General features: G+C 65.0%; 17 protein-coding genes. 11 read left to right on the forward strand and 6 right to left on the reverse strand.

Annotated elements, in window-relative coordinates; translation table 11 throughout:
* Positions 1-5: 5 nt before the first annotated feature.
* Positions 6-1,157: a zinc-binding dehydrogenase gene (locus BDOA9_RS27365; RefSeq protein ID WP_025037134.1), complete on the reverse strand. Its 1,152-nt coding sequence runs from the start codon at positions 1,155-1,157 to the stop codon at positions 6-8.
* Positions 1,158-1,559: 402 nt separating this feature from the next.
* Here BDOA9_RS27365 and BDOA9_RS27370 point away from each other — a divergent pair, with 402 nt between their 5' ends.
* From BDOA9_RS27370 to BDOA9_RS27385, 4 genes are all read left to right on the forward strand, one after another.
* A complete protein-coding gene (locus BDOA9_RS27370) occupies positions 1,560-2,795 on the forward strand; it encodes an MFS transporter (RefSeq protein ID WP_025037135.1) in 1,236 nt (411 codons plus the stop codon).
* Positions 2,796-2,847: 52 nt separating this feature from the next.
* Positions 2,848-4,008 carry an MFS transporter gene (locus tag BDOA9_RS27375; RefSeq protein ID WP_025037136.1) on the forward strand — a complete coding sequence of 387 codons (1,161 nt, stop codon included), beginning with the start codon at positions 2,848-2,850 and terminating at the stop codon, positions 4,006-4,008.
* Positions 4,009-4,105: 97 nt separating this feature from the next.
* Positions 4,106-4,717, forward strand: coding sequence for a PilZ domain-containing protein (locus BDOA9_RS27380; protein WP_025037137.1), 612 nt, complete (start codon positions 4,106-4,108; stop codon positions 4,715-4,717).
* A 330-nt stretch (positions 4,718-5,047) separates the two neighbouring features.
* Entirely contained in the window at positions 5,048-5,671 is a 624-nt protein-coding gene (locus BDOA9_RS27385; RefSeq protein WP_025037138.1) for a transglutaminase-like cysteine peptidase, read from the forward strand.
* 120 nt (positions 5,672-5,791) lie between these two features.
* Here BDOA9_RS27385 and BDOA9_RS27390 read toward each other — a convergent pair whose 3' ends face one another.
* On the reverse strand, positions 5,792-7,555 hold the full coding sequence (locus tag BDOA9_RS27390; RefSeq protein WP_025037139.1) for a CYTH and CHAD domain-containing protein: 1,764 nt from the start codon (positions 7,553-7,555) through the stop codon (positions 5,792-5,794).
* 209 nt (positions 7,556-7,764) lie between these two features.
* Here BDOA9_RS27390 and BDOA9_RS27395 point away from each other — a divergent pair, with 209 nt between their 5' ends.
* From BDOA9_RS27395 to BDOA9_RS27405, 3 genes are all read left to right on the forward strand, one after another.
* On the forward strand, positions 7,765-7,992 hold the full coding sequence (locus BDOA9_RS27395; RefSeq protein ID WP_025037140.1) for a hypothetical protein: 228 nt from the start codon (positions 7,765-7,767) through the stop codon (positions 7,990-7,992).
* A gap of 105 nt (positions 7,993-8,097) precedes the next feature.
* Positions 8,098-8,913, forward strand: coding sequence for a helix-turn-helix domain-containing protein (locus tag BDOA9_RS27400; RefSeq protein WP_025037141.1), 816 nt, complete (start codon positions 8,098-8,100; stop codon positions 8,911-8,913).
* Between the two features lie 105 nt (positions 8,914-9,018).
* Positions 9,019-9,996, forward strand: a complete 978-nt coding sequence (locus tag BDOA9_RS27405; RefSeq protein WP_025037142.1) for a Bug family tripartite tricarboxylate transporter substrate binding protein — start codon at positions 9,019-9,021, stop codon at positions 9,994-9,996.
* Between the two features lie 42 nt (positions 9,997-10,038).
* On the opposite strand, the gene BDOA9_RS27410 is transcribed toward BDOA9_RS27405, so the two are convergent.
* Genes BDOA9_RS27410 through BDOA9_RS27420 form a run of 3 tightly spaced genes read right to left on the reverse strand, consistent with a single transcriptional unit; the run spans position 10,039 to position 15,753 of the window.
* Positions 10,039-13,104 carry an efflux RND transporter permease subunit gene (locus BDOA9_RS27410; RefSeq protein ID WP_025037143.1) on the reverse strand — a complete coding sequence of 1,022 codons (3,066 nt, stop codon included), beginning with the start codon at positions 13,102-13,104 and terminating at the stop codon, positions 10,039-10,041.
* 34 nt (positions 13,105-13,138) lie between these two features.
* A complete protein-coding gene (locus tag BDOA9_RS27415) occupies positions 13,139-14,254 on the reverse strand; it encodes an efflux RND transporter periplasmic adaptor subunit (protein WP_025037144.1) in 1,116 nt (371 codons plus the stop codon).
* Positions 14,251-15,753: an efflux transporter outer membrane subunit gene (locus BDOA9_RS27420; protein WP_042336793.1), complete on the reverse strand. Its 1,503-nt coding sequence runs from the start codon at positions 15,751-15,753 to the stop codon at positions 14,251-14,253. The genes BDOA9_RS27415 and BDOA9_RS27420 overlap by 4 nt, the downstream gene beginning before the upstream one ends.
* Positions 15,754-15,944: 191 nt before the next feature.
* Between BDOA9_RS27420 and BDOA9_RS27425 the strand changes: the two genes are divergently transcribed.
* On the forward strand, positions 15,945-16,637 hold the full coding sequence (locus tag BDOA9_RS27425) for a TetR/AcrR family transcriptional regulator (protein ID WP_025037146.1): 693 nt from the start codon (positions 15,945-15,947) through the stop codon (positions 16,635-16,637).
* Between the two features lie 12 nt (positions 16,638-16,649).
* Here BDOA9_RS27425 and BDOA9_RS27430 read toward each other — a convergent pair whose 3' ends face one another.
* Positions 16,650-17,357, reverse strand: coding sequence for a GntR family transcriptional regulator (locus BDOA9_RS27430; protein ID WP_025037147.1), 708 nt, complete (start codon positions 17,355-17,357; stop codon positions 16,650-16,652).
* A 258-nt stretch (positions 17,358-17,615) separates the two neighbouring features.
* Between BDOA9_RS27430 and BDOA9_RS27435 the strand changes: the two genes are divergently transcribed.
* From BDOA9_RS27435 to BDOA9_RS27445, 3 genes are read left to right on the forward strand one after another with little or no spacing between them, the layout of a single operon-like run.
* Positions 17,616-18,602, forward strand: coding sequence for an ABC transporter ATP-binding protein (locus BDOA9_RS27435; RefSeq protein WP_025037148.1), 987 nt, complete (start codon positions 17,616-17,618; stop codon positions 18,600-18,602).
* Between the two features lie 44 nt (positions 18,603-18,646).
* On the forward strand, positions 18,647-19,936 hold the full coding sequence (locus BDOA9_RS27440) for an ABC transporter substrate-binding protein (protein ID WP_025037149.1): 1,290 nt from the start codon (positions 18,647-18,649) through the stop codon (positions 19,934-19,936).
* A gap of 5 nt (positions 19,937-19,941) precedes the next feature.
* Positions 19,942-20,895: an ABC transporter permease gene (locus tag BDOA9_RS27445; RefSeq protein ID WP_025037150.1), complete on the forward strand. Its 954-nt coding sequence runs from the start codon at positions 19,942-19,944 to the stop codon at positions 20,893-20,895.
* The last annotated feature ends 2 nt before the right edge of the window (positions 20,896-20,897 follow it).

Genomic DNA, 20,897 nt, shown 5'->3' on the forward strand with positions numbered 1-20,897 from the left:
TTCACTCACTCCACCAGCTCCGGCCACGGCACGATGGTCGACTTCACCGTCTTCATCGCCATCGCGTCCTTCACCGCCTGCGCGACGCCTGCTTCCGTGAACGGATAGATCGTCTGCATCTTCAGCCACGGATACTTGTCACGCGTGCGGTAGAGCATGTCGACGCCGAGCGGAAGATCATTGCCGGTAAAACCCCAGGAGCCCAGCACGTTGAGGTCCTTGGTGCAGATGCGGTGCCAGGAGGTGTCGATCGAGCCGGCGTCGGTGAATTGCCCCATCTCCACATAGGTGCCGCCGTCGCGCAGCATCTCGATGCCTTCGGGGCCCGCCGAGGGATGGCCCGAGCAGTCCATCACGAGATCGGCGCCGAAGCCGCCGACGATCTTCCGCACGCGATCGATGCGCTCCTGCGGCGACTTCAGCTCCTCGATGTTCACGGTCGCCTCCGCGCCGAACTCACGCGCCAGCTTGAGCCGCGGCTCCTCCGGCGCGCCGACGCAGATCACGCGTCCTGCGCCCATCTCCCTGGCGGCAGCGACCGCCAGAATGCCGATCGGGCCGGAGCCCTGGATCACAACGGTGTCGCCCCAGCTGAAACCACCGGCGCGGGTCGCACGATTGAAGGCGCGGATGCACGACGTCAGCGGCTCCGATAGCGCGCCGAGGCGCAGCGACATGTCGTCCGGCAGCTTGTAGATCTTGGTGCCCGGCAGCATGTCGAGATCGACATAGACATATTCGGCCCAGCCGCCCCACAAATGCGGTGCCTTGTCGAAGCCGAGATAGCGGCCGTAATAGACCGGCGTCAGGCACTTGTTCGCGGTCTGTGGATAGTGGATGCAGTAATAGCAGCGGCCGCAGGGCATGAGCGGCGGGATCATCACTTTCGAACCGACGCTCAGCGGCTTGCTCATGAAATCCTCGGAAAATTCATCGCCGCATTCGACGATGATGCCGCCAAGCTCGTGACCCAGCGTGAACGGCCAGGGCAGCGGCTTCGGCCAATGCCCTTTCAGAATATGCAGATCGGTGCCGCAGACCCCGCAGGCGCCGACCTTGATCAGCGCGGCCTTCTTGCCGACCTTCGGCCACGGCACCGTGCGGATGACGGGCTCCGAGCCGGGACCAGCGTGGGTGCAGACGCGGATTTGCTCCATGGTGTGTCCTCGCTGCCCGCTTGTTATGATTGGTGGTGCGGGCGTAAGGTGCAGCGTATGTGAGATGTGCAGTCGTGCCAAGGTGCAGTCGCCCGCATGAGCGAAGCGACATGCGGGGACAGCGGCCCCGAACATCGCTTCGCTCATCCGGGCTACGCAGCGAGCCACAACCACCGCCGTCATCCTGAGGTGCTCTTCTTGCGATGCGTCAGCATCGCAAGAAGAGCCTCGAAGGATGGGCCCACGAGCGCTTGCAGCCCATCCTTCGAGGCTCGCTTCGCTCGCACCTCAGGATGACGGCAGAGTGTGTGGCCGCAATGCATAGCAGGTGTCCACACCCAAGTGCCTTGAGCACCGGCCAGTGAACGTGTAACTCCGCAGCAGTCCCACCCAGGTGCCCGCTTGAATCCCCTTCCCCAAAATCCCGTGGCCGCGTCCGGATCGTTCGCGGCGATGAGGTCCGTGCCCTACCGGCTCCAGTTCGGCTCCTACGTGCTGGCGATGATGGCCGACAATGTCGAGCATGTGATCAGCTATTGGGTGGTGTTCCAGAAATTCCATTCGCCGACGCTGGGCGGGTTTGCCGTGCTGTCGCACTGGCTGCCGTTCCTCTTGTTCTCCGTCGCGGTCGGCGGGCTCGCCGACCGGTTCGATCCGCGCCGCATCATCCAGTGCGGCATGCTGCTGTTCATCACCGCCTCCGCCGGTTGGGGATTCTTCTTCCTGACCGACACCATCCAGATGTGGCACGCGATGCTGCTCCTGGTGATCCATGGCTGCGCCGGCGTGCTCTGGCAGACGCCGAACCAGCTCCTGCTCTACGACCTGGTCGGCCCGGCCGATCTGCCGAGCGCGGTGCGGCTGAATGCGATGGCGCGCTATCTCGGCATCCTGGTGGGACCTGCGGTCGGAGGCATCATCATGCTGACGCTCGGTCCCTCGCACGGCATCATCTTCAACACGCTGTTCTACCTGCCGATGCTGCTCTGGCTGTTCTGGGCCCCGGTCAGGGACAATAGCGTGGCGGCGCGGCGCTTTGCGGTGCGCGGCCTTGCCGACATCGTGCTCACCATCCGCGCCATCGGCACCCAGCCCGTGCTGTCGGCGATGACGTGGCTCGCCGGCCTCACCTCCTTCATGATCGGCAACGCCTATCACGCCCAGATGCCGGGCTATGCCGGCGATCTCGGCCATGGCGATCCCGGGGTCTCCTATAGCGTGCTGCTCGCGGCGGACGCCGCCGGCGCAGTGCTCGCCGCCATCGCGCTGGAATCATGGGGACGCCTGAAGGGCACGCCGCGCACCGCGATCCTGCTCGCGGTGCTCTGGAGCATAGCGCTGCTCGGCTTCGCGCTGGTGCCGGTCTTTCCGGTCGCGATCGCGCTATTGTTCTTGGCGGGCTTCTTCGAGCTCTCCTTCAACACCATGGCGCAGGCGCTGGTGCAGCTGAACGCGCCGCACGACATCCGTGGCCGCGTCGTCGGCCTCTACAACATGGCCGGCCTCGGCATGCGGGCCTTCAGCGGCATCACGATCGGGGTCGCAGGCGCGGCGATCGGCATCCACTGGTCGCTTGGGCTCTCGGCTGCAGCGCTGGCAGCCCTGCTACTTCTCCTTTATCGGAAGTCAGGTAGTTGACACCCACCCCCTCGCGACCGCAGGTTGCCCGAACCTGCTTGGGGGACGAGTATTGCGTAATCGCTGGGGCATTCTTGCGATCATCTTTCTGGTGCGCCTCACCATGGCGTTCCAGTTTCAAAGTGTTGCGACGGTTGCGCCGCTGTTGCAGCAGGCGTTCGGCGTTGGACTCTCCGATATCGGCCTTCTGATCGGGCTCTACTTCACGCCGGGGGTCGCCCTGGCGCTGCCTGGCGGGGCCATCGGCGCGCGTTTCGGCGACAAGGCGACGGCGCTCGCAGCTCTCGTGCTGATGATGGCGGGAAGCGCGGCAATGGCGTTCGGGGACGGTTGGAGCTTTCAGATCGCGGGCCGGCTGATCGGCGGGATCGGTGGCGTGCTGCTGAGCGTTCAGCTCACCAAGATGACGACGGACTGGTTCGCCGGCAAGGAAATCGCGACCGCTATGGGCATCGCCATCAATTCCTGGCCCACCGGCATCGCCGTCGCGCTCCTGACGCTACCGGCGATCGGCACGTCGGGTGGTCCTGCGGCCGCTTCGCTTGCGGTCTGCGCCGCGATTGCGCTCGGCATCCTGCTGTTGCTGTTCTATCAACCCCCGCCGGCGAGCACAGCCGGAGCCGCGAGATTCGCGCGCCTGGACCGGCCAACGGTTGCGGCCGTCATGGTCGCCGGCGCGATCTGGGGCCTCTTCAATGTCGGCTTTGCCATGATCTTGTCGTTCGGACCGTCGCTGCTCGTCGAGCGGGGCTGGACGGTCGCGGCGGCCGGCTCGGCGATCAGCCTGGCGCTGTGGATCTCGGCCATCTCCGTCCCGATCGGCGGCATGCTCGCGGATCGCACCGGGCGCCCCCATGCTCTTCTCGTCGGCGGCAGCCTCGGCATCGCCCTGCTTCTGGTCCTGCTGACACGATCCGACGCAGTAATTCCGATCGTCGTCGGCCTCGGACTCGTGTCCGGCCTGCCGGCCGGTCCGATCATGAGCCTGCCGGCGCGCGTGCTGGCGCCGCAAACGCGCGCCATCGGCATGGGCCTGTTCCTCACCGTCTTCTATGCGGCGATGATGCTGGGACCGGCCATCGGCGGGCGCCTCGCCGGCCTGACCGGAAGCGCTGCCGCGGCGCTCGATCTCGGTGCGGCCGTGGTGCTCGCCTGCCCGCTGCTGCTGTGGCTGTTCGAGCGCATCCCCGCAAGCCGGCCAAAGCCGGCCTGAGCATCCCATCGTTCCCCACGCGCCGATAACGGCGCATTAACCCTGTGCACCTTAGGGTCTTCAGGACTCCGCCCGGGCGGGGGGTCGGGTGTTGGAAATGGCGTTGGCGAACAAAAAATTTCTTCCGGCCGCCGAGGAGCGCAGGCGCTTCCAGCGGGTGAAGGTGCACCTGCTCGGCCGCTACATGCTGCCGGACCGCCGGGAATTCCCTTGCCAGGTGATCAACATGTCGCCGGGCGGCCTCGCCTTGCTCGCCCCCGGCATCGGCAATGTCGGCGACCGCGTCGTCGCCTATCTCGACCATATCGGCCGCGTCGAGGGCAAGATCACTCGGATCATCGACAACGGCTTCGCCATGACCATCGGCGCGACGCCGCGCAAGCGCGACAAGCTCGCCGCGCAGCTGACCTGGCTCGCCAACCGCGACATCCTCAATCTGCCGGAGGACCGCCGCCACGACCGTATCGTGCCGCGCAATCCGATCGCGGTGCTGACGCTCGAGGACGGCACCAAGATGACCTGCCGCATCATCGACCTCTCGCTGTCGGGCGCGGCGATCGCTGCCGAGAACCGCCCACCGCTGAAATCGACGGTTCTGCTCGGCCGGGTCCAGGGCCGCGTCGTCCGAAACCTCGAGGACGGCTTCGCGCTCGAGTTCATGCACGAGCAGCCGGTGGAGACACTCGAAGAGAGCGTTACCGCGCGGTAAAGCGCGGAGAGGCGAAACCTCCGATATTCCCGGGCTCAAGGGCGGCTTCCGCGATGCGGACGCCGCCTTTTTCATGCCCGGCGGCGAGCGGCCGGCGGTTAACGGAGGGGTTGCAGACGAGCGCAAACAACGCCTGTCCCAGCGTTTCCGCGTTAACAGATAAAATTTGAATCAATTACAGTCATATCGAGTTTTACGCGAATTCTATTCAAGTATAGATCGAATTCGCCGCGCCTTTTACTTGCATTCGTCTCGACTTGACTTGGTCGACTTAGCGGCAACTCAAAAGCTCCGTGCGAAATGTGGTCCCAACAAGAAACGGGGGCCGCAATGTTTGACTTCAAGGGACGGGGGAAGGGACTGGCGCTCGCCGCCATGCTCTTCGGGATCAGCGCGACAGCGCAGGCCGGCGAAGGCCGTCTGCTCTACGCGAGCCTCGGCGACACCACGCGTGCGCCGATCGGCTGGGTCGAGTTCTGCGCGGACAATGCCGCTCAGTGCCAGGGCACGCAGCTGCAGCCGCGCGACATCGTGATGTCGCAGGCGGCATGGCGCGACCTCGTCAAGGTCAATCGCTGGGTCAACGAGACCGTCAAGCCCCTGACCGACCAGGAGCACTGGGGCGTGATCGAGAAGTGGTCGTTGCCGTCGGACGGTTACGGCGACTGTGAAGACTACGTGCTGTTGAAGCGCAAGATGCTGATGGACGCCGGCTGGCCGCGCCAGGCCCTGCTCATCACCGTGGTGCGCGACAAGAAGGGCGAAGGCCACGCGGTGCTGACGGTGAAGACCGACAAGGGCGAGTTCGTTCTCGACAATCAGAACGAGAACGTCGTCGCCTGGACGGAGACCGGCTACCGCTTCGTCAAGCGCCAGTCGCAGAGCGATCCCAACGTCTGGGTCTCGCTGGGCGATACCAAGCCGGCGGTCTCCACCGCCAGCGCGAGAGATTAACAGGAACGAGACAACAGGTTACGCGACCCGGTCACATCCCCACCCCTCCCCGTCCCAGACCGGTTCGCGCGCGGCCAGCCATCCCCCAATGGCTGGCCGCAACTTTTTGGGGATACGCGATCAGCTCTGCTGGCCCTCACGCGACCAAGGCACGCGCGCGGCGGTGAAATCCCGCCAGCTATCCTGCAAGCCCTGCTGCACGCCGATCGATGCCCGCGCCTGCCAGCCGGCGATCGCGGCCGCCGCAATGGCGCTGTTGCGATCGTCAGCGCCGAGCCCGTCGAGCAACGAGGCCGTCACCGTCATGTCGTTGAAGACGCCGAGCTCCTCCTGCAAGCCGGCGAGCCGGCGCGCGAATTTTCGCGCAGACTTGCGATCCTCGTACAGCGGCAGCAGGAACTCGCCGAGATAGCGCAGCCGCTTGGTGGCGAGCCGCAGGCGGTGCAGCTCGTCCGTCGTCAGCGACTTGAAGCGGCGGCCGCGCTTGAGCACCTTGGCATGCTGTTCCGACAGGACGCGCTCGGCGAAATTGACGGCAGGCTCGGCGAGCCGGCCGAGATCTTCCGCCGCAACGCCGTTGCGCCAGCCGCGCGTCTCGATCCAGCCGCCGAGACCGATCAGGAAGACCGCACAGCGGCGATCATCGAGCGCATGGCGTGCGCTGCGATAGGCTTCCGCCTGACGCTGAGCCGCGGCCCGCCCGAGCGCATCGAAGCCCGCGACCGACGGACAGGCTGTCGCGATCGCCGGCAAGGTGGCGAGCCGGAACACGTCCCAGTCGCGCGCGGCGGACAGGCCTTGCGCCAGCCATTTGGCTTCCGAGCGTAGCGCATCGAGTTTATCGAGCGCGCCGACCGATCGCATCAGGTCGAGCGCGGATCGCAGCCGGCGCAGCGAGACGCGCAGCTGATGCACGCCTTCCGGATTGCGGCCGTCCTCGGCCGCCGGCAGCGATTGCAGCAGGTGAAGGAAGCAGGCGCGCAGGATGGTCGCGAAGGCTTCGTCGAGCGTCACGTCGGGATCGAGGCGAAGCTTGCGCGGCCGGCGTGCCGACGGCGGCAGGTCCGCGGCAAGATCGAAGCCGCGCGCGGACTTGCTGCGGATGGACGGTTTCACCGCTCCGTGCTCCGCAAGGCGCAGCGCGATCTCGTAGATCGCGCTCGCGCTGCCGCTCTTCAGCTCCAGCTCGATCTCGCTGACAGGAACCGACCGGTCGCCGGCCGTCAGCTCGCCCCGATCGAAGGCGACCTCGACCGTGCCAGACGGCAGGTCGAGGATGCGCGTGTGCCGATGCACATCGGCCGTGAACACCGCTTCGAGCGGCTGTGCGTCGAGATGGAGGCGAAGCTTCTCCGGGATGAACGGCATCGCCAAAGCGAGATCGGGCGCAAGCGACGGCACGCTTGCTTCCCATTCGCCGCGACGCAACGGATCGTCCGCAACCTCGGTCTTCACGGTCTGCACGAAACGCGTGCCGCTCTGGCGGACGCGCAAGCTCAGGCCGGCGCGACGCAGCGCCCGCTCGGGCGTGTCGTAGTAGACGGACTTGAGATGCTTGCGCGCGCCCTTGTTGCGTGCGTTCGCTACGATGACCGGCGCTGCGCCGAAATGCGCCATGCGATCGGCGCCGACGAGCAGCTTGAGCTCGATTTCGCCGGCGGGATGAGTGGTGCTGCCCGGCCCGGCCGGTTGCAGATCAGGCGTCGTCTCTGGCGTCCGGTCACTCACAGCGTCCTTGACCACCGGCTCCGCGTCTGGCCCTGCGGGTTCGATCTGCCTCAGGAAGCCCGCGACGATGTGCGCTCCCTTGTTCTCCTTCGGCGGGTGATTCCCATCCGGTGCGCCCGGAGTCTTGCGGGCCGGCGTTGAATCTGATTTCAGCATGGAAAGTAACATGACAGTTTGATGACAGAGCGCGAGCATATAGCCGATAGACCGCGCGAGGAATAGTCAGGTTACCTCGCAACGCATCATCGTCCACACGCCGCTTGAAGCGCGTGGGAACACGCGGAAGCGGCGACTGCCACCGATTCGCAGCTCTCGGATCATCGCCATCTCTTAGGAACCATCATCGTGCTCGCGCTTGAACCGGGATGAAAAGTCCATCACCGGGTATGCGCAGGGCGCTGCGCCAGGCGCGATTGTACGGGCATCTGCTCGTCCGAAACGACAGGCTGTATCACCCGGGCGGCAATCATCCGATCTGCTCGATCCAGCTTGCGCGAGAGATGGTCAGGTCAGGATGGATGACCAAGCAGGACGACGAATACGAGATCACGCCAGAGGGGCAGCTTGCCGCCGAGCGCGAACTCGGCCGCTGAGGAGCCAATGCGGCACCGTCCACGTCCCCGGCGGAAGCCGGCCGCTCTTGACTGATGCGGCGATTGCCTCATTCACTGGCAGCACGGTCCCCACCAAGAGCTGCCATGCCCTCGTTCCGTCCCGTCATCGCGCTGTCGAGAGGCCTCGAGATCCTGCGCGTCATCAACCAGGAACGGCAATCGACGGTGGGTTCGCTGCACAAGGCGACGGGGCTCGACAAGGCAACGATCGTTCGCATGCTCGAGACGCTGGAGCATGAAGGCTATGTGGTTCGCCGCAGCGGGCCGCCCAGCTACGCCCCGACAGGACGGGCGCTGCTGCTCAGCGCCGGCTATGACGAACCCAACTGGATCGGCGGTATTGCCGAACCGATCCTCAACCAATTCCGCCAGCAGATCCACTGGCCGTCGGACGTGGCCGTGTTCGATCAGGACTCCATGGTGATCGCACACACGACGCGGATCGGCGGCTCGCTGCTCTTCCATCGTCCGCCGGGCTTTCGCTTTCCCGTCCTCGGCACCTCGATGGGACGCTCCTATTTGGCATTTTGCGAGCCCGCCGAGCAGGAACGCATCGCGGCGCGCCTTGCCCTCGACCCGGCGCCCTGGAACGACCTCGCGCGCAGTCCTGCCAAACTCACGAAGGTGCTGCGCGCAATCCGGAAAGCCGGATTTGCAGTCATGGACGAGAACTACAGCCGCCGCATCTTCGGCGGCGCCGTCTGGGCCATCGGCGTTCCCGTCGCGGTGCCGAACCGCCTGTTCGCAAGCATGAACGTGATGATGCTGCGCGAGGCCGTCAGCCCCGAGGAAGGTGTCCGGCGCTTCGTGCCTCAGATGAAGAAAATCGCCTCCGCACTGGCCGAGACGCTCAGCGCCAAGCTTGCTGCGGCAGGCCCGTCCTCCGCCGCCAAGCGCTAGCCATTTCACACAGTGAAATGTTGTTTCTATTTCCGTCCGCTCGTGGGACATCTCTGCCCGGCGGCCGCAGGGCGCCCAATGACGCAAAGCAAACGGGAGGGGCACATGAGAACATTCATCGCAATGCTGGGCGCTGCAATTGCAAGCCTGGTCGTAGCCACGGCCGATGCGGCAGCGGCCGAAGCCTGGCCGACCAAAGCCATCAAGATCGTCGTGTCGACCCCCGCCGGCGGCATCACCGACGCGTTCGCACGCGCCTATGGCGACTACATCTCCCAGAAGCTCGGACAGCCGGTCATCGTCGAGAACAAGACGGGAGCGAGCGGCGCGCTGGCTGCCCAATCGGTCAAGGAGTCGCCGGCGGACGGCTACACGCTGATGTACACGATCTCGTCCACGCTGCTCGGAAACCGGCTGCTGCTGAAGTCGCTGGCCTACGATCCGGACAAGGATTTCACCATCGTCGCGATGACGCCGTCGGGTCATCTGCCGCTGGTCGTCCATTCCGCCACCGGCGCAAAGTCCATCGAGGATCTCGTCGCCCATGCGCGCCGCAACAAGGTCACGGCGGGCTCGTATGGGATCGGTTCGTTCGCGCACATCGCGATCGCCGAGCTCAACCGCCAATATGGCCTCGATATCTCCATCGTGCACTACCGCGGCGAAGCGCCGATGTGGCAGGACCTCGCGGCCGGCGTCATCCAGGCCGCGACCGGCAGCTATCAGGCCGCGCTTCCAGTGCTCGATACCGGCGTCGGCCGCGCGATCGCCGTGCCGTCACTGGTTCGCATGAAGAAACTGCCGGAAACCAAGACGTTCACCGAGCAGGGGGTCACCGGCAAGGTCTTCCAGCTGACGAGCTTCACGGCCCTGGTGGCGCCCGCGGCGACGCCGCCCGACCGGATCGAACTGCTCGCCAAGCTCATGGTCGAAGGCGGCAAGACCGAGCGTGTCCAGAAGCTGCTCGAGGCCTTCGGCGTCGATGCGCCGGCCATGGATCGGCCATCCTCGGTCGCCCTCTATGAAAAAGAAGGGCCGGTCTGGCTGGAGTCGATCAGGAATCTCGGATTGGAGCCACAATAGCGCGCCCCTCCCTCGAAGCCTCGCCGCCACTCTTCTGGCACCTCATGCCGGCGCCGTCTCGGCCGGTGCCGAAGCCGGCGCCGCGGACCGCGCGATCAGGGCGTAAGCCACCGGCACGACGAACAGCGTGAACAGCGTTCCGATCGACAGCCCCGTCGCGATCACGAGCCCCATGTTGTAGCGCGAGACGGCGCCTGCGCCGCTCGCCGTGATCAGGGGAACGACGCCGAGCACCATCGCGGCGGTGGTCATCAGGATCGGCCGCAGCCGGATCGTCGCCGCCTCGATGATCGCCTCCGTCCGCTCCTTTCCGGCCGCACGCAGCTCGTTGGCGACTTCGACCATCAGGATGCCGTGCTTGCTGACGAGGCCCATCAGCGTGAGCAGCCCGACCTGGGTATAGATGTTGAGGCTCGCGCCGCCGATGCCGAGACTGATGAAGATCAGCGCACCGGCCAGCGACATCGGCACCGACACCAGGATGATGACCGGATCCACGAAGCTGTTGAACAGCGCCGCCAGCGCCAGGAAGATGATGATCACGGCAAAGCCGAAGGTCGTGACGAAGCCGCCCGATTCCTGTTCGAGCTGTCGCGAGGCGCCGCCGAAATCGACCGTGTAGCCGACCGGCAACGTCTTCGCGAGACCCTTCAAGGTCGCCAGCGCGCTGCCCATGGAGACACCGGGCATTGCGACACCCGAGATCGTCGCCGCATTGATCTGCTGGAAGTGGTTGCGCGACTGCGGAACGGTCTTCTTCTCGAGGTGGGCCACCGTCGACAGCGGCACCATGGAGTTGCTGCCGACGCGGATATAGTAGCCGAGCAACTGGTCGCTGGTCAGTCGCTGGTTCTGCACTGCCTGGGGAATCACCTTGTAGGACCGGCCGTCAAGGCTGAAATAATCGAGGTAGTTGCCGCCCAGCATGGTGGCGAGCGCACCGCCGAGATCGCTCATCTTCAAGCCGAGGTCGCCGGCCTTGTCACGGTCGAACACGACCAGGGTCTGCGGCCTGTCGACCTTCAGATCCGTGTCGAGGAAGATGAACTGGCCGGTCTTGAGCGCCTCTGCCATGAAATTCCGCGAGACGGTGTCGAGCTCGTTGAACGAGCCGGTCGTGCCGATCGCGAACTGGATCGGAAGCCCGTTGCTTCCCGGCAGCGGTGAGGGCTGGAACGCGACCGAGCGCGTGCCGGCGATGGTGTTGAGCAGGCTTTGGAACTCCGGCTGGAGCGTCTTCGTGGTCAGCACGCGCTGCTCCCAGGGCTTGAGCACCCAGCCGCTGATCACCTGGGTCGAGGTGTCGATCTGGAACACGGTGGCGGTCTCGGGGCGCTCGGCCACGAGCTCGTAGAGCTGCCGGCCATAGAACTGCCGCTGCTGGAGCGTTGCGGAAGGAGCCGAGTACGTCAGCGAGAGCACGACGCCCTGGTCCTCGTCCGGCGCGAGCTCGCTGGTCGAGGTCGCATAGAGCCAGGGGATGCCGGCAAGCAGCAGCAGCGCGAACACGGCCACGACCGGCTTCATGCTGAAGACGGCCTCGAGCCGGCGACGATAGGCACTGGATAGCCATTCCAGCACATGGTCGATCGCGCGCACCAGGCGCGCTTCCCAATTGGTCGCATCGCGCTCTGTCTTGCGCAGCAGCCAGGCGCAGTTCATCGGCGACAGCGTGAGCGCGATCACCGCCGACACCGTCACGGCGCCGGCCAGGGTGAAGGCGAACTCGGTGAACAGCGCGCCCGTGAGGCCGCCCTGGAATCCCACGGGGACGTAGACCGCAATCAGGACCACGGTCATCGCGACGATCGGGCTCGCCAGGGAACGGGCCGACTGGATGGCCGCTTCGACCGGCGCAACGCCCTCGTCGATCAAGCGGTGCACGCTCTCCACCACGATGATGGCGTCGTCCACGACGAGCCCGATCGCAAGCACGAGCGCGAGCAGCGTCAGCAGGTTGATGGAGAAGCCCATCAGCAGCATCAGGCCGAAAGTGCCGATCAGCGACAAGGGGATGGCGATGACGGGGATCAGCACCGATCGCCAGGAGCCCAGGAACAGGAACACCACGACGATCACGATCAGCACCGCCTCCAGCAGCGAATGCACGACCTCCTCGATCGAGGCGTTCACGAAATCGGTGGAGTCGTAGAGTACCTCGCCGACGAGCCCGTTAGGAAGCTGCGCCTTGATGTCCGGCAGCACCGCCTTCACGCCGTTGATCACGTCGAGCAGGTTGGCCGTCGGAGCGGTCTGGATGCCGATATAGACTGCCGTCTTGCCGTTGAACTTCGTTTCGCTGTCGTAATCGTCGTTGCCGAGCGTGACGTTGGCGACGTCGCGCAGGCGGATGATCGCGCCATTGACGGTCTTGACCACGAGGTTGCGGTACTGCTCCAAGGAATGGAGGTTGGTCGAGGCGGCGAGGTCGACCTGCACCAGGCGCCCTTTGGTGGTGCCGAGGCCCGAAATATAGTCGTTGCCGGACAAGGCCGTCGAAACGTCGCTCGCGGTGAGGCCGTAGGCCGCCAGCTTGTCCGGATCGAACCATGCACGCAGCGCGAACTTCTTGGCACCCAGCAATTCGGCGGTCTGCACGCCGGCCACGGCCTGAAGCCGCGGCTGCACCACGCGCGTCAGATAGTCGGTGATCTGGTTCGGCGCCAGCACCTCGCTGGCAAAGCCGATATACATGGCGTCGATGGTCTGGCCGACCTTGAGCGTCAGCGTCGGCTGCTGCGTTCCGCTCGGAAACTGATTGAGCACCGAATTGACCTTGGCGTTGATCTCCGTCATCGCCTTGCCGGAATCGTAGTTCAGCCGCAGATTGATCGTGATGGTGCTCGTGCCGGTGACGCTGCTCGACGTCATGTAGTCGATGCCGTTGGCCTGCGCGATGGCGTTCTCCAGCGGCGTCGTGATGAATCCCGCGATGATGTCGGAATCCGCGCCGGCATAGGTCGTCGTCACCGTGACGATGGCGTTCTGGGTGCGCGGATATTGCAGGATCGACAGCGTCGACATCGAACGCAGGCCGAGCACCAGGATCAGGGCGCTGACCACGAGCGCCAGGACCGGCCGGCGGATGAAGATATCGGTGAAACGCATTGCTTATGCCTACCCGCTTGGATTCGTGGCCGGTCTACTGATCGACGATGTTCGGCGCGGCCTCGGCGACCGGCACGTGGGTGTTGTCGATCTTCACCGGGCTGCCGTTGCGCAGCTTGAGCTGGCCGGCGATCACCACCGTCTCGCCCGGCTTGATTCCCTCGGTTATTGCGACACGATCGCCCTTGGGCGGCCTGGTCTTGACGAACATCTGGCGGGCGGTGCCCTGACCATCGTGCAAATTGTCGACGAGGTAGACGAGATCGCCGTAGGAGTTGCTGACGATCGCCGGGAGCGGCACCGTGACGACCTGGTCCGGCTTGCCGACCGCGATCTCGACCTTGGCGAACATGCCCGGCAGCAGCCGGGCCTCGCCGTTGCGCAACGTGGCACGGACCTGGACGTTGCGGCTGCTCGAATCGACCTTGGCATTGATCGCGGTGATCTGTCCGGTAAATCGCTCAGTCGGAAACGAATCGACGGAGATCGCGATATCCTGGTTGATGCTGATCGACGCCAGCGCCTGCTGCGGCAGGTAGAAGTCGACATAGATCGGATCGAGGCTTTGCAGGGTGACGATGCTCGTGCCGGCGCTCAGATACTGACCAAGATCGACCGCGCGGATACCGAGCCGGCCGGCGAACGGCGCCTTCAGCGTCTTCTGCTCGACCACAGCCTTCTGCTGCTCGACGAGCGCCTGCGCGTTCTTGAGATTGGCCTTGTCGCTGTCGACGGTCGCCTGGCTGACCGCGTTGAACTTGATCTGCTCCTCGTCGCGCTTGAGCACGATCGCGTAGTTCTCGGCGGTCGCCTGCAGCGAATGCAGCTTGGCGACGTCGTCGGTTGCGACCAGCGACAGCAGGGGCTGCCCCGCCGCGACGCTGTCGCCGGAGGAGAACTCGATGCCCGCGACGATGCCCGCGACCTGAAGTGCGAGGTCGGCGCCGTTCACCGCGCGCAGCGAACCGACCGCGCTCAGGCTGGGCTGCCAAGGCGCGTTGGCGGCGACCACGGTGGAGACGGTCTGCGGCGGATTGGCCATCGCGCCGATCGCCTTGCGGATCATCATCTCCTTGAAGGTCTGGAATCCGTACAGGCCGCCGAACAGGATCGCCATCCCGCACAGCATGATTGTCATACGCTTGATCATCGCAACGCGTCCTCGGTCTTCTTGTCGGGGCCGGCGAAATAGCCGGCATTGGCGCGCGGCAGCGCGTCCGGGGTTTCGTCCATCCTGTTCCACCAGCCGCCGCCGAGCGCTTGGAACAGCGCGGCCGTATCGGTGAAGCGCGTTGCCTGCGCCTTGATGCGGGACACCCGCGCATTGAGATAGGATTGCTGGGCGTTGGTCACGGTCACATAGGGGACCGCGCCGACCTTGAACTGCTCGATGGCCATCGCGAGGCTGTCGGCCGTGGCCTTCTCCGAGGCCGCCTGTGCCTTCAGCGTCGCAGCGTCGTACTGGATCGCACGCAGCGAGTCGGCGACGTTCTGGAACGCCGTCACCACCGTGCTCTTGTAGAGCGCCAGATCCTGCTCGAACGTCGCCACGTCGGCTTCCTTGGTGTGATACAGCGTCCCGCCGTCGAAAATTTTCTGGCTGACGCTGGAGGCCGCGCTCCAGACGATGGTGGTGGGCGAGAACAGCCGCTCCGGACCGCTGGCGCCGTAACTCCCGGACAGGGTGAGTTGTGGCAACAGGTTGGCGATGCCGACGCCGACGGTTGCGGTCGCCTGATGCAACGTTGCCTCCGCCTGGCGGATGTCGGGGCGCTGGCGAACCAGCGCGGAGGGCAGCGAGACGGGAAGCCGTCCGGGCAGGCGCAGATCGGCGAGCCTGACGTGCTCACCCCGGTCCTGGCTCGGCAACCGCCCGAGATAGGCCATCAGTTGATTGCGCTGCTGCGCCAGCTGCTTCTGCAACGGCGCCAGCGTGGCTTTCGCCTGCGCCAGCGTCGCCTCCTGCGACAGCACGTCCGATTTCGAGTTCGCGCCGATGTCGAACTGGCGCTGGATGCGCACGAGCTGGTCCGATTCGGCCTTGATGATCTCCTCGGTCGCGGCAATTTGATCGCGCAGCGAGGCATCCGTGATCGCGGCGGTGACCACGTTGGCGGTCAGCGCAAGGTAGGTCGCCTCGAGCTTGAACGCCTGGTAGTCGGCCTGCGCCTGGAGGGATTCAATCTGACGTCTCGTGCCGCCCCAAATGTCCAGGGTGTAGGACACGCTGACAGAGGCGCCATAGAGCGCATAGTTCGAGGTCTGCCCCGGCCAGTAGCCCTGCTGGGTCGTCGATGTCTGCTGGCGCTCCGCCGATCCGTCCGCCGTCACCTGCGGAAACAGGCTGCCCTGCTGGGCCAGCGCGCTTTCGCGCGCACTGCGCAGCGCGAATTGTGCCGCCTGGACGTCCGGATGGTTGCGCACAGCCTCCTCGACGAAGGCACTGAGCTGCTTCGACCGAAACAGCGTCCACCAATAGCCAGAGATGTCGCGGCCGGAGGCAAAGCCCTGCGCGCCTCCGCCGGCAACCGGGGCGCTCGTCGTGCTCGCGAGGGGCTCCCGCGTAAAGCCGTCGACGCCCGGACCCGAGGGCGTGACGAAGTCCGGCCCGACGGCACAGGACGCCAGCAGAAATCCCGGGAGCAGCATGCTAGCCCATGCAAGGGCCCTGCCCTCGCAGTCGGCCACGACGGAAAGCCAGCGCCGGCGCGGGCCGCAATGGTCAGATGTCACAGAACTAAACCGTTTAGTTTTTCCGAGAGGCTGTATGTTGCAGGTTGGAACCAAAAGTCAAGCCGTGGCGCTGGCGGGCATACGACAGTACATTTCACGATATGCAGATGCAGGACGACAACGTGCACTCAGAAACAATCCAGAAACCTCGCGCTCGAGCCAAATGCTCCCAGATACTCGAGAGCGCCCGCGTACTGTTTCTCGACCAAGGGTTCGACGCCACCAGCATGGACGCGATTGCGCGCGCTGCAGGCGTGTCGAAGGCCACGCTCTACGTCCATTTCGACGACAAGGACGATCTGCTGCTCGCGTTGGTGAACGAGGAGTGCAGGCGCTACGGACCGAAGGCCCTATGGCGCAACCACGGCGGCAAAATCGACTTGAGAAAGGACCTGCACGCCATCGGCACGACGTTCCTCGAAGCCTTTCTCGATCCGCGCGGGCTTGCCGTGCACAGGCTGATCATGTCCTGCGCTTCGCGTTATCCGCGTGTGGCGGAAGTCTTCATGAAGTCCGGACCTGATCGCTGCGACGCCGAGGTGGCCGCCTTTCTGCGTGCAGCGCAGGCACAGGGGCTTGTCGACGTTCCCGACATCGCCATGGCTGCGACGCAGTTTCTCAGCCTGATCCAGGGCAAGGAGATCCTCAAATGGGCTCTGTCGATGAAGGCGCCGAGCCCTGCCCGCCATCGCGCGCTGATCGAGAACGGCATCAACGTGTTTCTGGCGGCGTATGAGCGACGTCCCGCCGCTACGAAGCAGATGCGGCGAAAGCCACCGACGATATCTGCACGCCGCTAGGATCAGGCGCGCTCACGCCCCCAGCACGTCCGCCAGCCGCAGCTCGTCGGCGGCGGGATCCTTCAGGAACAGCTCGGCCTCGATCTCGTTCAGGTGCGACAGCATCAAGGCACCCGCGCGCGCCTTGTCGCGCGTGCGGATCGCGGCGACGATCTCGGCGTGATGATCGGTGCCGCACGCCGGCGTGTCGTGGCGACGGTAGAGCAGGATGATGAGCGAGGAGCGCGCGATCAGCTCCTTCAGGAAGCCGAGATAGATGCTGTGGCCGCTCATCTCGGCGACGAGACGATGAAACTCGCCGGAGAGCCGCACCGAGGCGCGGGCATCGCCGCGCAACTCGGCCTCGCGTTCTTCCGTGAGATGGTGCTGCAGGCGATCGAGCCAGGCCGGCGAGACCGCGTCGATGGCGTGGTTGACGATGCCGGGCTCGATCAGGCGGCGCGCCTCGAACACCTCGCGGGCGTCGGCCGGAGTCGGGCGCGCGACGAAGGCACCGCGATTCTTCTCGATGCTGACGATGCCCTCATGCGCGAGCTGCTGCAGTGCCGTGCGCACCAGCGTCCGGCTCGCGCCGTAGATGTCGCCGATCTCGTCCTCGCCGAGCTTCGTGCCGGGCAGCAGGCGGTGCTCGAGGATCGCGGCGGTCACACCCTCCCGGATGCGGCCGACGCGATCGCTCGCATCTGGCGCATCGGGTTTCTGGCGGGTCTTGGCGGCCATGATTGTGAGGGCTCGATCGACGAACGTTCGGCCTGCAATGTTAGTCGACGAGCTGTATCCAATCACAGGCGAAACTTTATACAATCTTCGCCCGTTTTGTGTGCATCTGGTTGCACAGGCGGCGCCCGGACAAATTGGGCCGGAATCGATCTAAAGATCTGACTCCGCTGCACAGTTTTCGAAGTTCGCACCGTCGAGGGTTGTTGGCACGGACCTTGCGGAGAGAGCCGGGACGCAACGCCCCTCCTCGGACACGCCATGGCCATTCCCGCCGCTCTCGAACTGGTCGCCGTCACCAAGCGCTACGACGCCACGCTGGCCGTCGACAACGTCAACCTGAAGATCCCGGCCGGCACTTATTGCTGCCTGCTCGGCCCCTCCGGCTGCGGCAAGACCTCGACGCTGCGCATGATCGCAGGTCACGAGGCAGTCAGCGAAGGCGACATCCTGCTGGGCGCGCAGAACGTCACCGACCTCGAGCCCGCCAAGCGCGGCACCGCGATGATGTTCCAGTCCTATGCGCTGTTTCCGCACCTCTCCGTGCTCGACAACGTCGCCTTCGCCCTGAAGATGCGCGGCATCGACAAGGCGACGCGGCACAAGCGCGCCGGCGAATTGCTCGAGCTGGTCGCGATGAGCCAATATGCAGGCCGTCTTCCGGCGCAGCTCTCCGGCGGCCAGCAGCAGCGCGTCGCGCTCGCCCGCGCGCTGATCACCGAACCGCAAATCCTCCTGCTCGACGAGCCGCTCTCGGCGCTCGATCCGTTCCTGCGCGTCAAGATGCGCGGCGAATTGAAGCGGCTGCAGCGCGAGCTCGGCATCAGCTTCATCCAGGTCACCCACGGCCAGGAAGAGGCGATGGCGCTCGCCGACCACATCGTGGTGATGAACCACGGCAAGATCGAGCAGCAGGGCACGGCGCGCGACATCTTCCATCATCCCCGCACCGAGTTCGTGGCCCGCTTCATCGGCGGCCACAACGTGCTCAGCGACGCCGGCAATCTCATCGCCGTCCGCGCCGATCAGCTCGGCATCGCGCCGTTCGCCGACGGCGCCTTCGGCGCGCCGGCGCTGCTGACCCAGACCGAGTACCAGGGCTCCTACATCGCCGTCTCGCTCACCCTCGACGACGGCACCGCCCTGTTCTCCCACGTTCCCGAGACCGCCTTCGACGTGCATCCGTTCCGTCCGGGCGATCGCGTGCTGGCGACCTGGGATCCGGCCAAGGCGCAACGCCTGCAATAGCATCCTTCACCACGGAAAATGCGCAGCACAGAGGAGTGAGCGAAATGACCGAGACGACCAGGAAGATCGGCGTCAGCCGCCGCACGCTATTGAAGGGCACCGCGGGTCTCGCCGGCCTCGCCGCCGGCTCCGGTGCGATCACCGGCTTTCCCTACGTGAAGTCGGCCGATGCGAAGGTGCTGCGCTATCTCGGCACCGCCGTGAACGAGGGTGACGACATCGCCAAGCAGTGCCTGAAGGACACCGGCATCAAGATCGAATACATCACCGCAACGACGGACGACGTCACCAAGCGCGTGATGACCCAGCCGAATTCCTTCGACGTGCTGGACACCGAATATTTCTCGCTGAAGAAGCTGGTGCCGTCGGGCAACATCCTTGCGCTCGATGCCAAGAAGATCAAGGAGTTCAACAACATCACGCCCGTCTTCACCAAGGGCGAGACGCCCGGCGGCAAGAAGATCGGCGGCCAGGGCACCGCGCCCTGGAAGGTGCTCTATCTCGAAGGCAAGGATTCCAAGAAGTTCGCGACGTCGGCGACCGACTTCGTCACGCTGATCCCCACCGTCTACAACGCCGACACGCTCGGCATCCGCCCCGACCTGATCAAGCGGCCGATCAGCTCCTGGTCCGAGCTGCTCAATCCCGAGTTCAAGGGCAAGGCCTCGATCCTCAACATCCCCTCGATCGGCATCATGGACGCCGCGATGGTCGTGGAAGCCTCCGGCAAGTACAAATATGCCGACAAGGGCAACATGACCAAGGAAGAGATCGATCTCACCATGAAGGTGATGACCGAGGCCAAGAAGGCCGGCCAGTTCCGCGCCTTCTGGAAGGATTTCAATGAGAGCGTCAACCTGATGGCGTCGGGTGAAACCGTCATTCAATCGATGTGGTCCCCGGCCGTGACCAAGGTGCGCTCGATGGGCATCCCCTGCACCTTCCAGCCGCTGAAGGAAGGCTATCGCTCCTGGGCGTCCGGCTTCTGCGTATCCAAGGGCGTCTCGGGTGCCAAGCTCGATTGGGCCTATGAGTTCGTGAACTGGTTCCTGTCCGGCTATGCCGGCGCCTATCTCAACCGCCAGGGCTATTACTCCGCCGTGCTCTCCACCGCGAAGGCGCACATGGAGCCCTACGAATGGGCGTACTGGATGGAAGGCAAGCCGGCCGAGAAGGACATCAAGGCGCCGGACGGCTCGCTGCTGGAAAAGGCCGGCGCGGTGCGCGACGGCGGCTCCTACGAGGACCGCATGGGCGGCGTCGCGTGCTGGAACGCCGTGATGGACGAGAACGACTACATGGTCCGCAAGTGGAACGAGTTCATCGCGGCGTAACGGACATGTCGGAAGAAGTCCTGCAACAGGTTACCCCGGGCCTGATCCCGGGGTCGGGCACAGCGCGCGCCGCAAAGCCGACGCGCCTGTCGGCGTCCTTCATCTCCTGGCTCCAGGCCGGGCCGATGATGCTGGTGTTTCTCGCCTTCTTCCTCATTCCGCTCGTCTTCGTCGTCATCGTCTCGTTCTGGGACTACAACGAATACCAGCTGCTGCCGGCCTTCTCCGGCCGCGGCTACACCGACACGTTCGAGGGCTGCATCGCGCAGCTTCCCGACCTTTGCACCATCGGCAAGACCTATCTGATGACGCTGAAGCTCTGCTTCATGGTCTGGGCCATCACCCTCTTCGTCGGCTTCTGGGTCGCCTACTTCCTCGCCTTCCACGTCAAGTCCAAGACCTGGCAGATGGGCTTGTCGCTGCTCTGCACGATCCCGTTCTGGACCTCCAACGTGATCCGCATGATCGCCTGGATCCCGTTGCTCGGGCGCAACGGCCTCGTCAATTCCGGCCTGATGAAGACGGGGCTGATCAACCATCCCGTGGAATGGCTGCTGTTCTCCGAATTCTCGGTGGTGCTGGCGCTGGTGCACCTCTTCACCTTCTTCATGGTGGTGCCGATCTTCAATTCCATGGTGCGCATCGACAAGTCGCTGATCGAAGCCGCCTATGACGCCGGCGCGACCGGCTTCCAGACCCTCGTCAACGTCATCATTCCGCTGGCCAAGCCCGGCATCGTGATCGGCTCGATCTTCGTCATCACCATCGTGATGGGCGATTTCATCACCATCGGCGTGATGGGCGGCCAGCAGATTGCGGCGGCCGGCAAGATCATCGAGACGCGGGTCAACGCGCTGCAATTCCCCGCCGCCGCGGCCAATGCCGTGATCCTGCTCGCGATCACCTTCCTGATCATCACCATGATGTCGCGCATCGTCGACATCAAGAAGGAGCTCTAGAG

It is taken from the genome of Bradyrhizobium sp. DOA9, from assembly GCF_000617845.2.
Taxonomy (GTDB): domain Bacteria; phylum Pseudomonadota; class Alphaproteobacteria; order Rhizobiales; family Xanthobacteraceae; genus Bradyrhizobium.

Excerpts from the sequence above, each read along its gene's own strand:
- BDOA9_RS27430 (WP_025037147.1), bottom strand. The coding sequence starts at position 17,357 with ATGGCCGCCAAGACCCGCCAGAAACCCGATGCGCCAGATGCGAGCGAT.
- BDOA9_RS27405 (WP_025037142.1), top strand. The coding sequence starts at position 9,019 with ATGAGAACATTCATCGCAATGCTGGGCGCTGCAATTGCAAGCCTGGTC.
- BDOA9_RS27440 (WP_025037149.1), top strand. The coding sequence starts at position 18,647 with ATGACCGAGACGACCAGGAAGATCGGCGTCAGCCGCCGCACGCTATTG.
- BDOA9_RS27385 (WP_025037138.1), top strand. The coding sequence starts at position 5,048 with ATGTTTGACTTCAAGGGACGGGGGAAGGGACTGGCGCTCGCCGCCATG.
- BDOA9_RS27415 (WP_025037144.1), bottom strand. The coding sequence starts at position 14,254 with ATGATCAAGCGTATGACAATCATGCTGTGCGGGATGGCGATCCTGTTC.
- BDOA9_RS27380 (WP_025037137.1), top strand. The coding sequence starts at position 4,106 with ATGGCGTTGGCGAACAAAAAATTTCTTCCGGCCGCCGAGGAGCGCAGG.
- BDOA9_RS27365 (WP_025037134.1), bottom strand. The coding sequence starts at position 1,157 with ATGGAGCAAATCCGCGTCTGCACCCACGCTGGTCCCGGCTCGGAGCCC.
- BDOA9_RS27410 (WP_025037143.1), bottom strand. The coding sequence starts at position 13,104 with ATGCGTTTCACCGATATCTTCATCCGCCGGCCGGTCCTGGCGCTCGTG.
- BDOA9_RS27400 (WP_025037141.1), top strand. The coding sequence starts at position 8,098 with ATGCCCTCGTTCCGTCCCGTCATCGCGCTGTCGAGAGGCCTCGAGATC.
- BDOA9_RS27435 (WP_025037148.1), top strand. The coding sequence starts at position 17,616 with ATGGCCATTCCCGCCGCTCTCGAACTGGTCGCCGTCACCAAGCGCTAC.
- BDOA9_RS27395 (WP_025037140.1), top strand. The coding sequence starts at position 7,765 with ATGAAAAGTCCATCACCGGGTATGCGCAGGGCGCTGCGCCAGGCGCGA.
- BDOA9_RS27425 (WP_025037146.1), top strand. The coding sequence starts at position 15,945 with ATGCAGGACGACAACGTGCACTCAGAAACAATCCAGAAACCTCGCGCT.
- BDOA9_RS27445 (WP_025037150.1), top strand. The coding sequence starts at position 19,942 with ATGTCGGAAGAAGTCCTGCAACAGGTTACCCCGGGCCTGATCCCGGGG.
- BDOA9_RS27420 (WP_042336793.1), bottom strand. The coding sequence starts at position 15,753 with ATGCTGCTCCCGGGATTTCTGCTGGCGTCCTGTGCCGTCGGGCCGGAC.
- BDOA9_RS27390 (WP_025037139.1), bottom strand. The coding sequence starts at position 7,555 with ATGCTGAAATCAGATTCAACGCCGGCCCGCAAGACTCCGGGCGCACCG.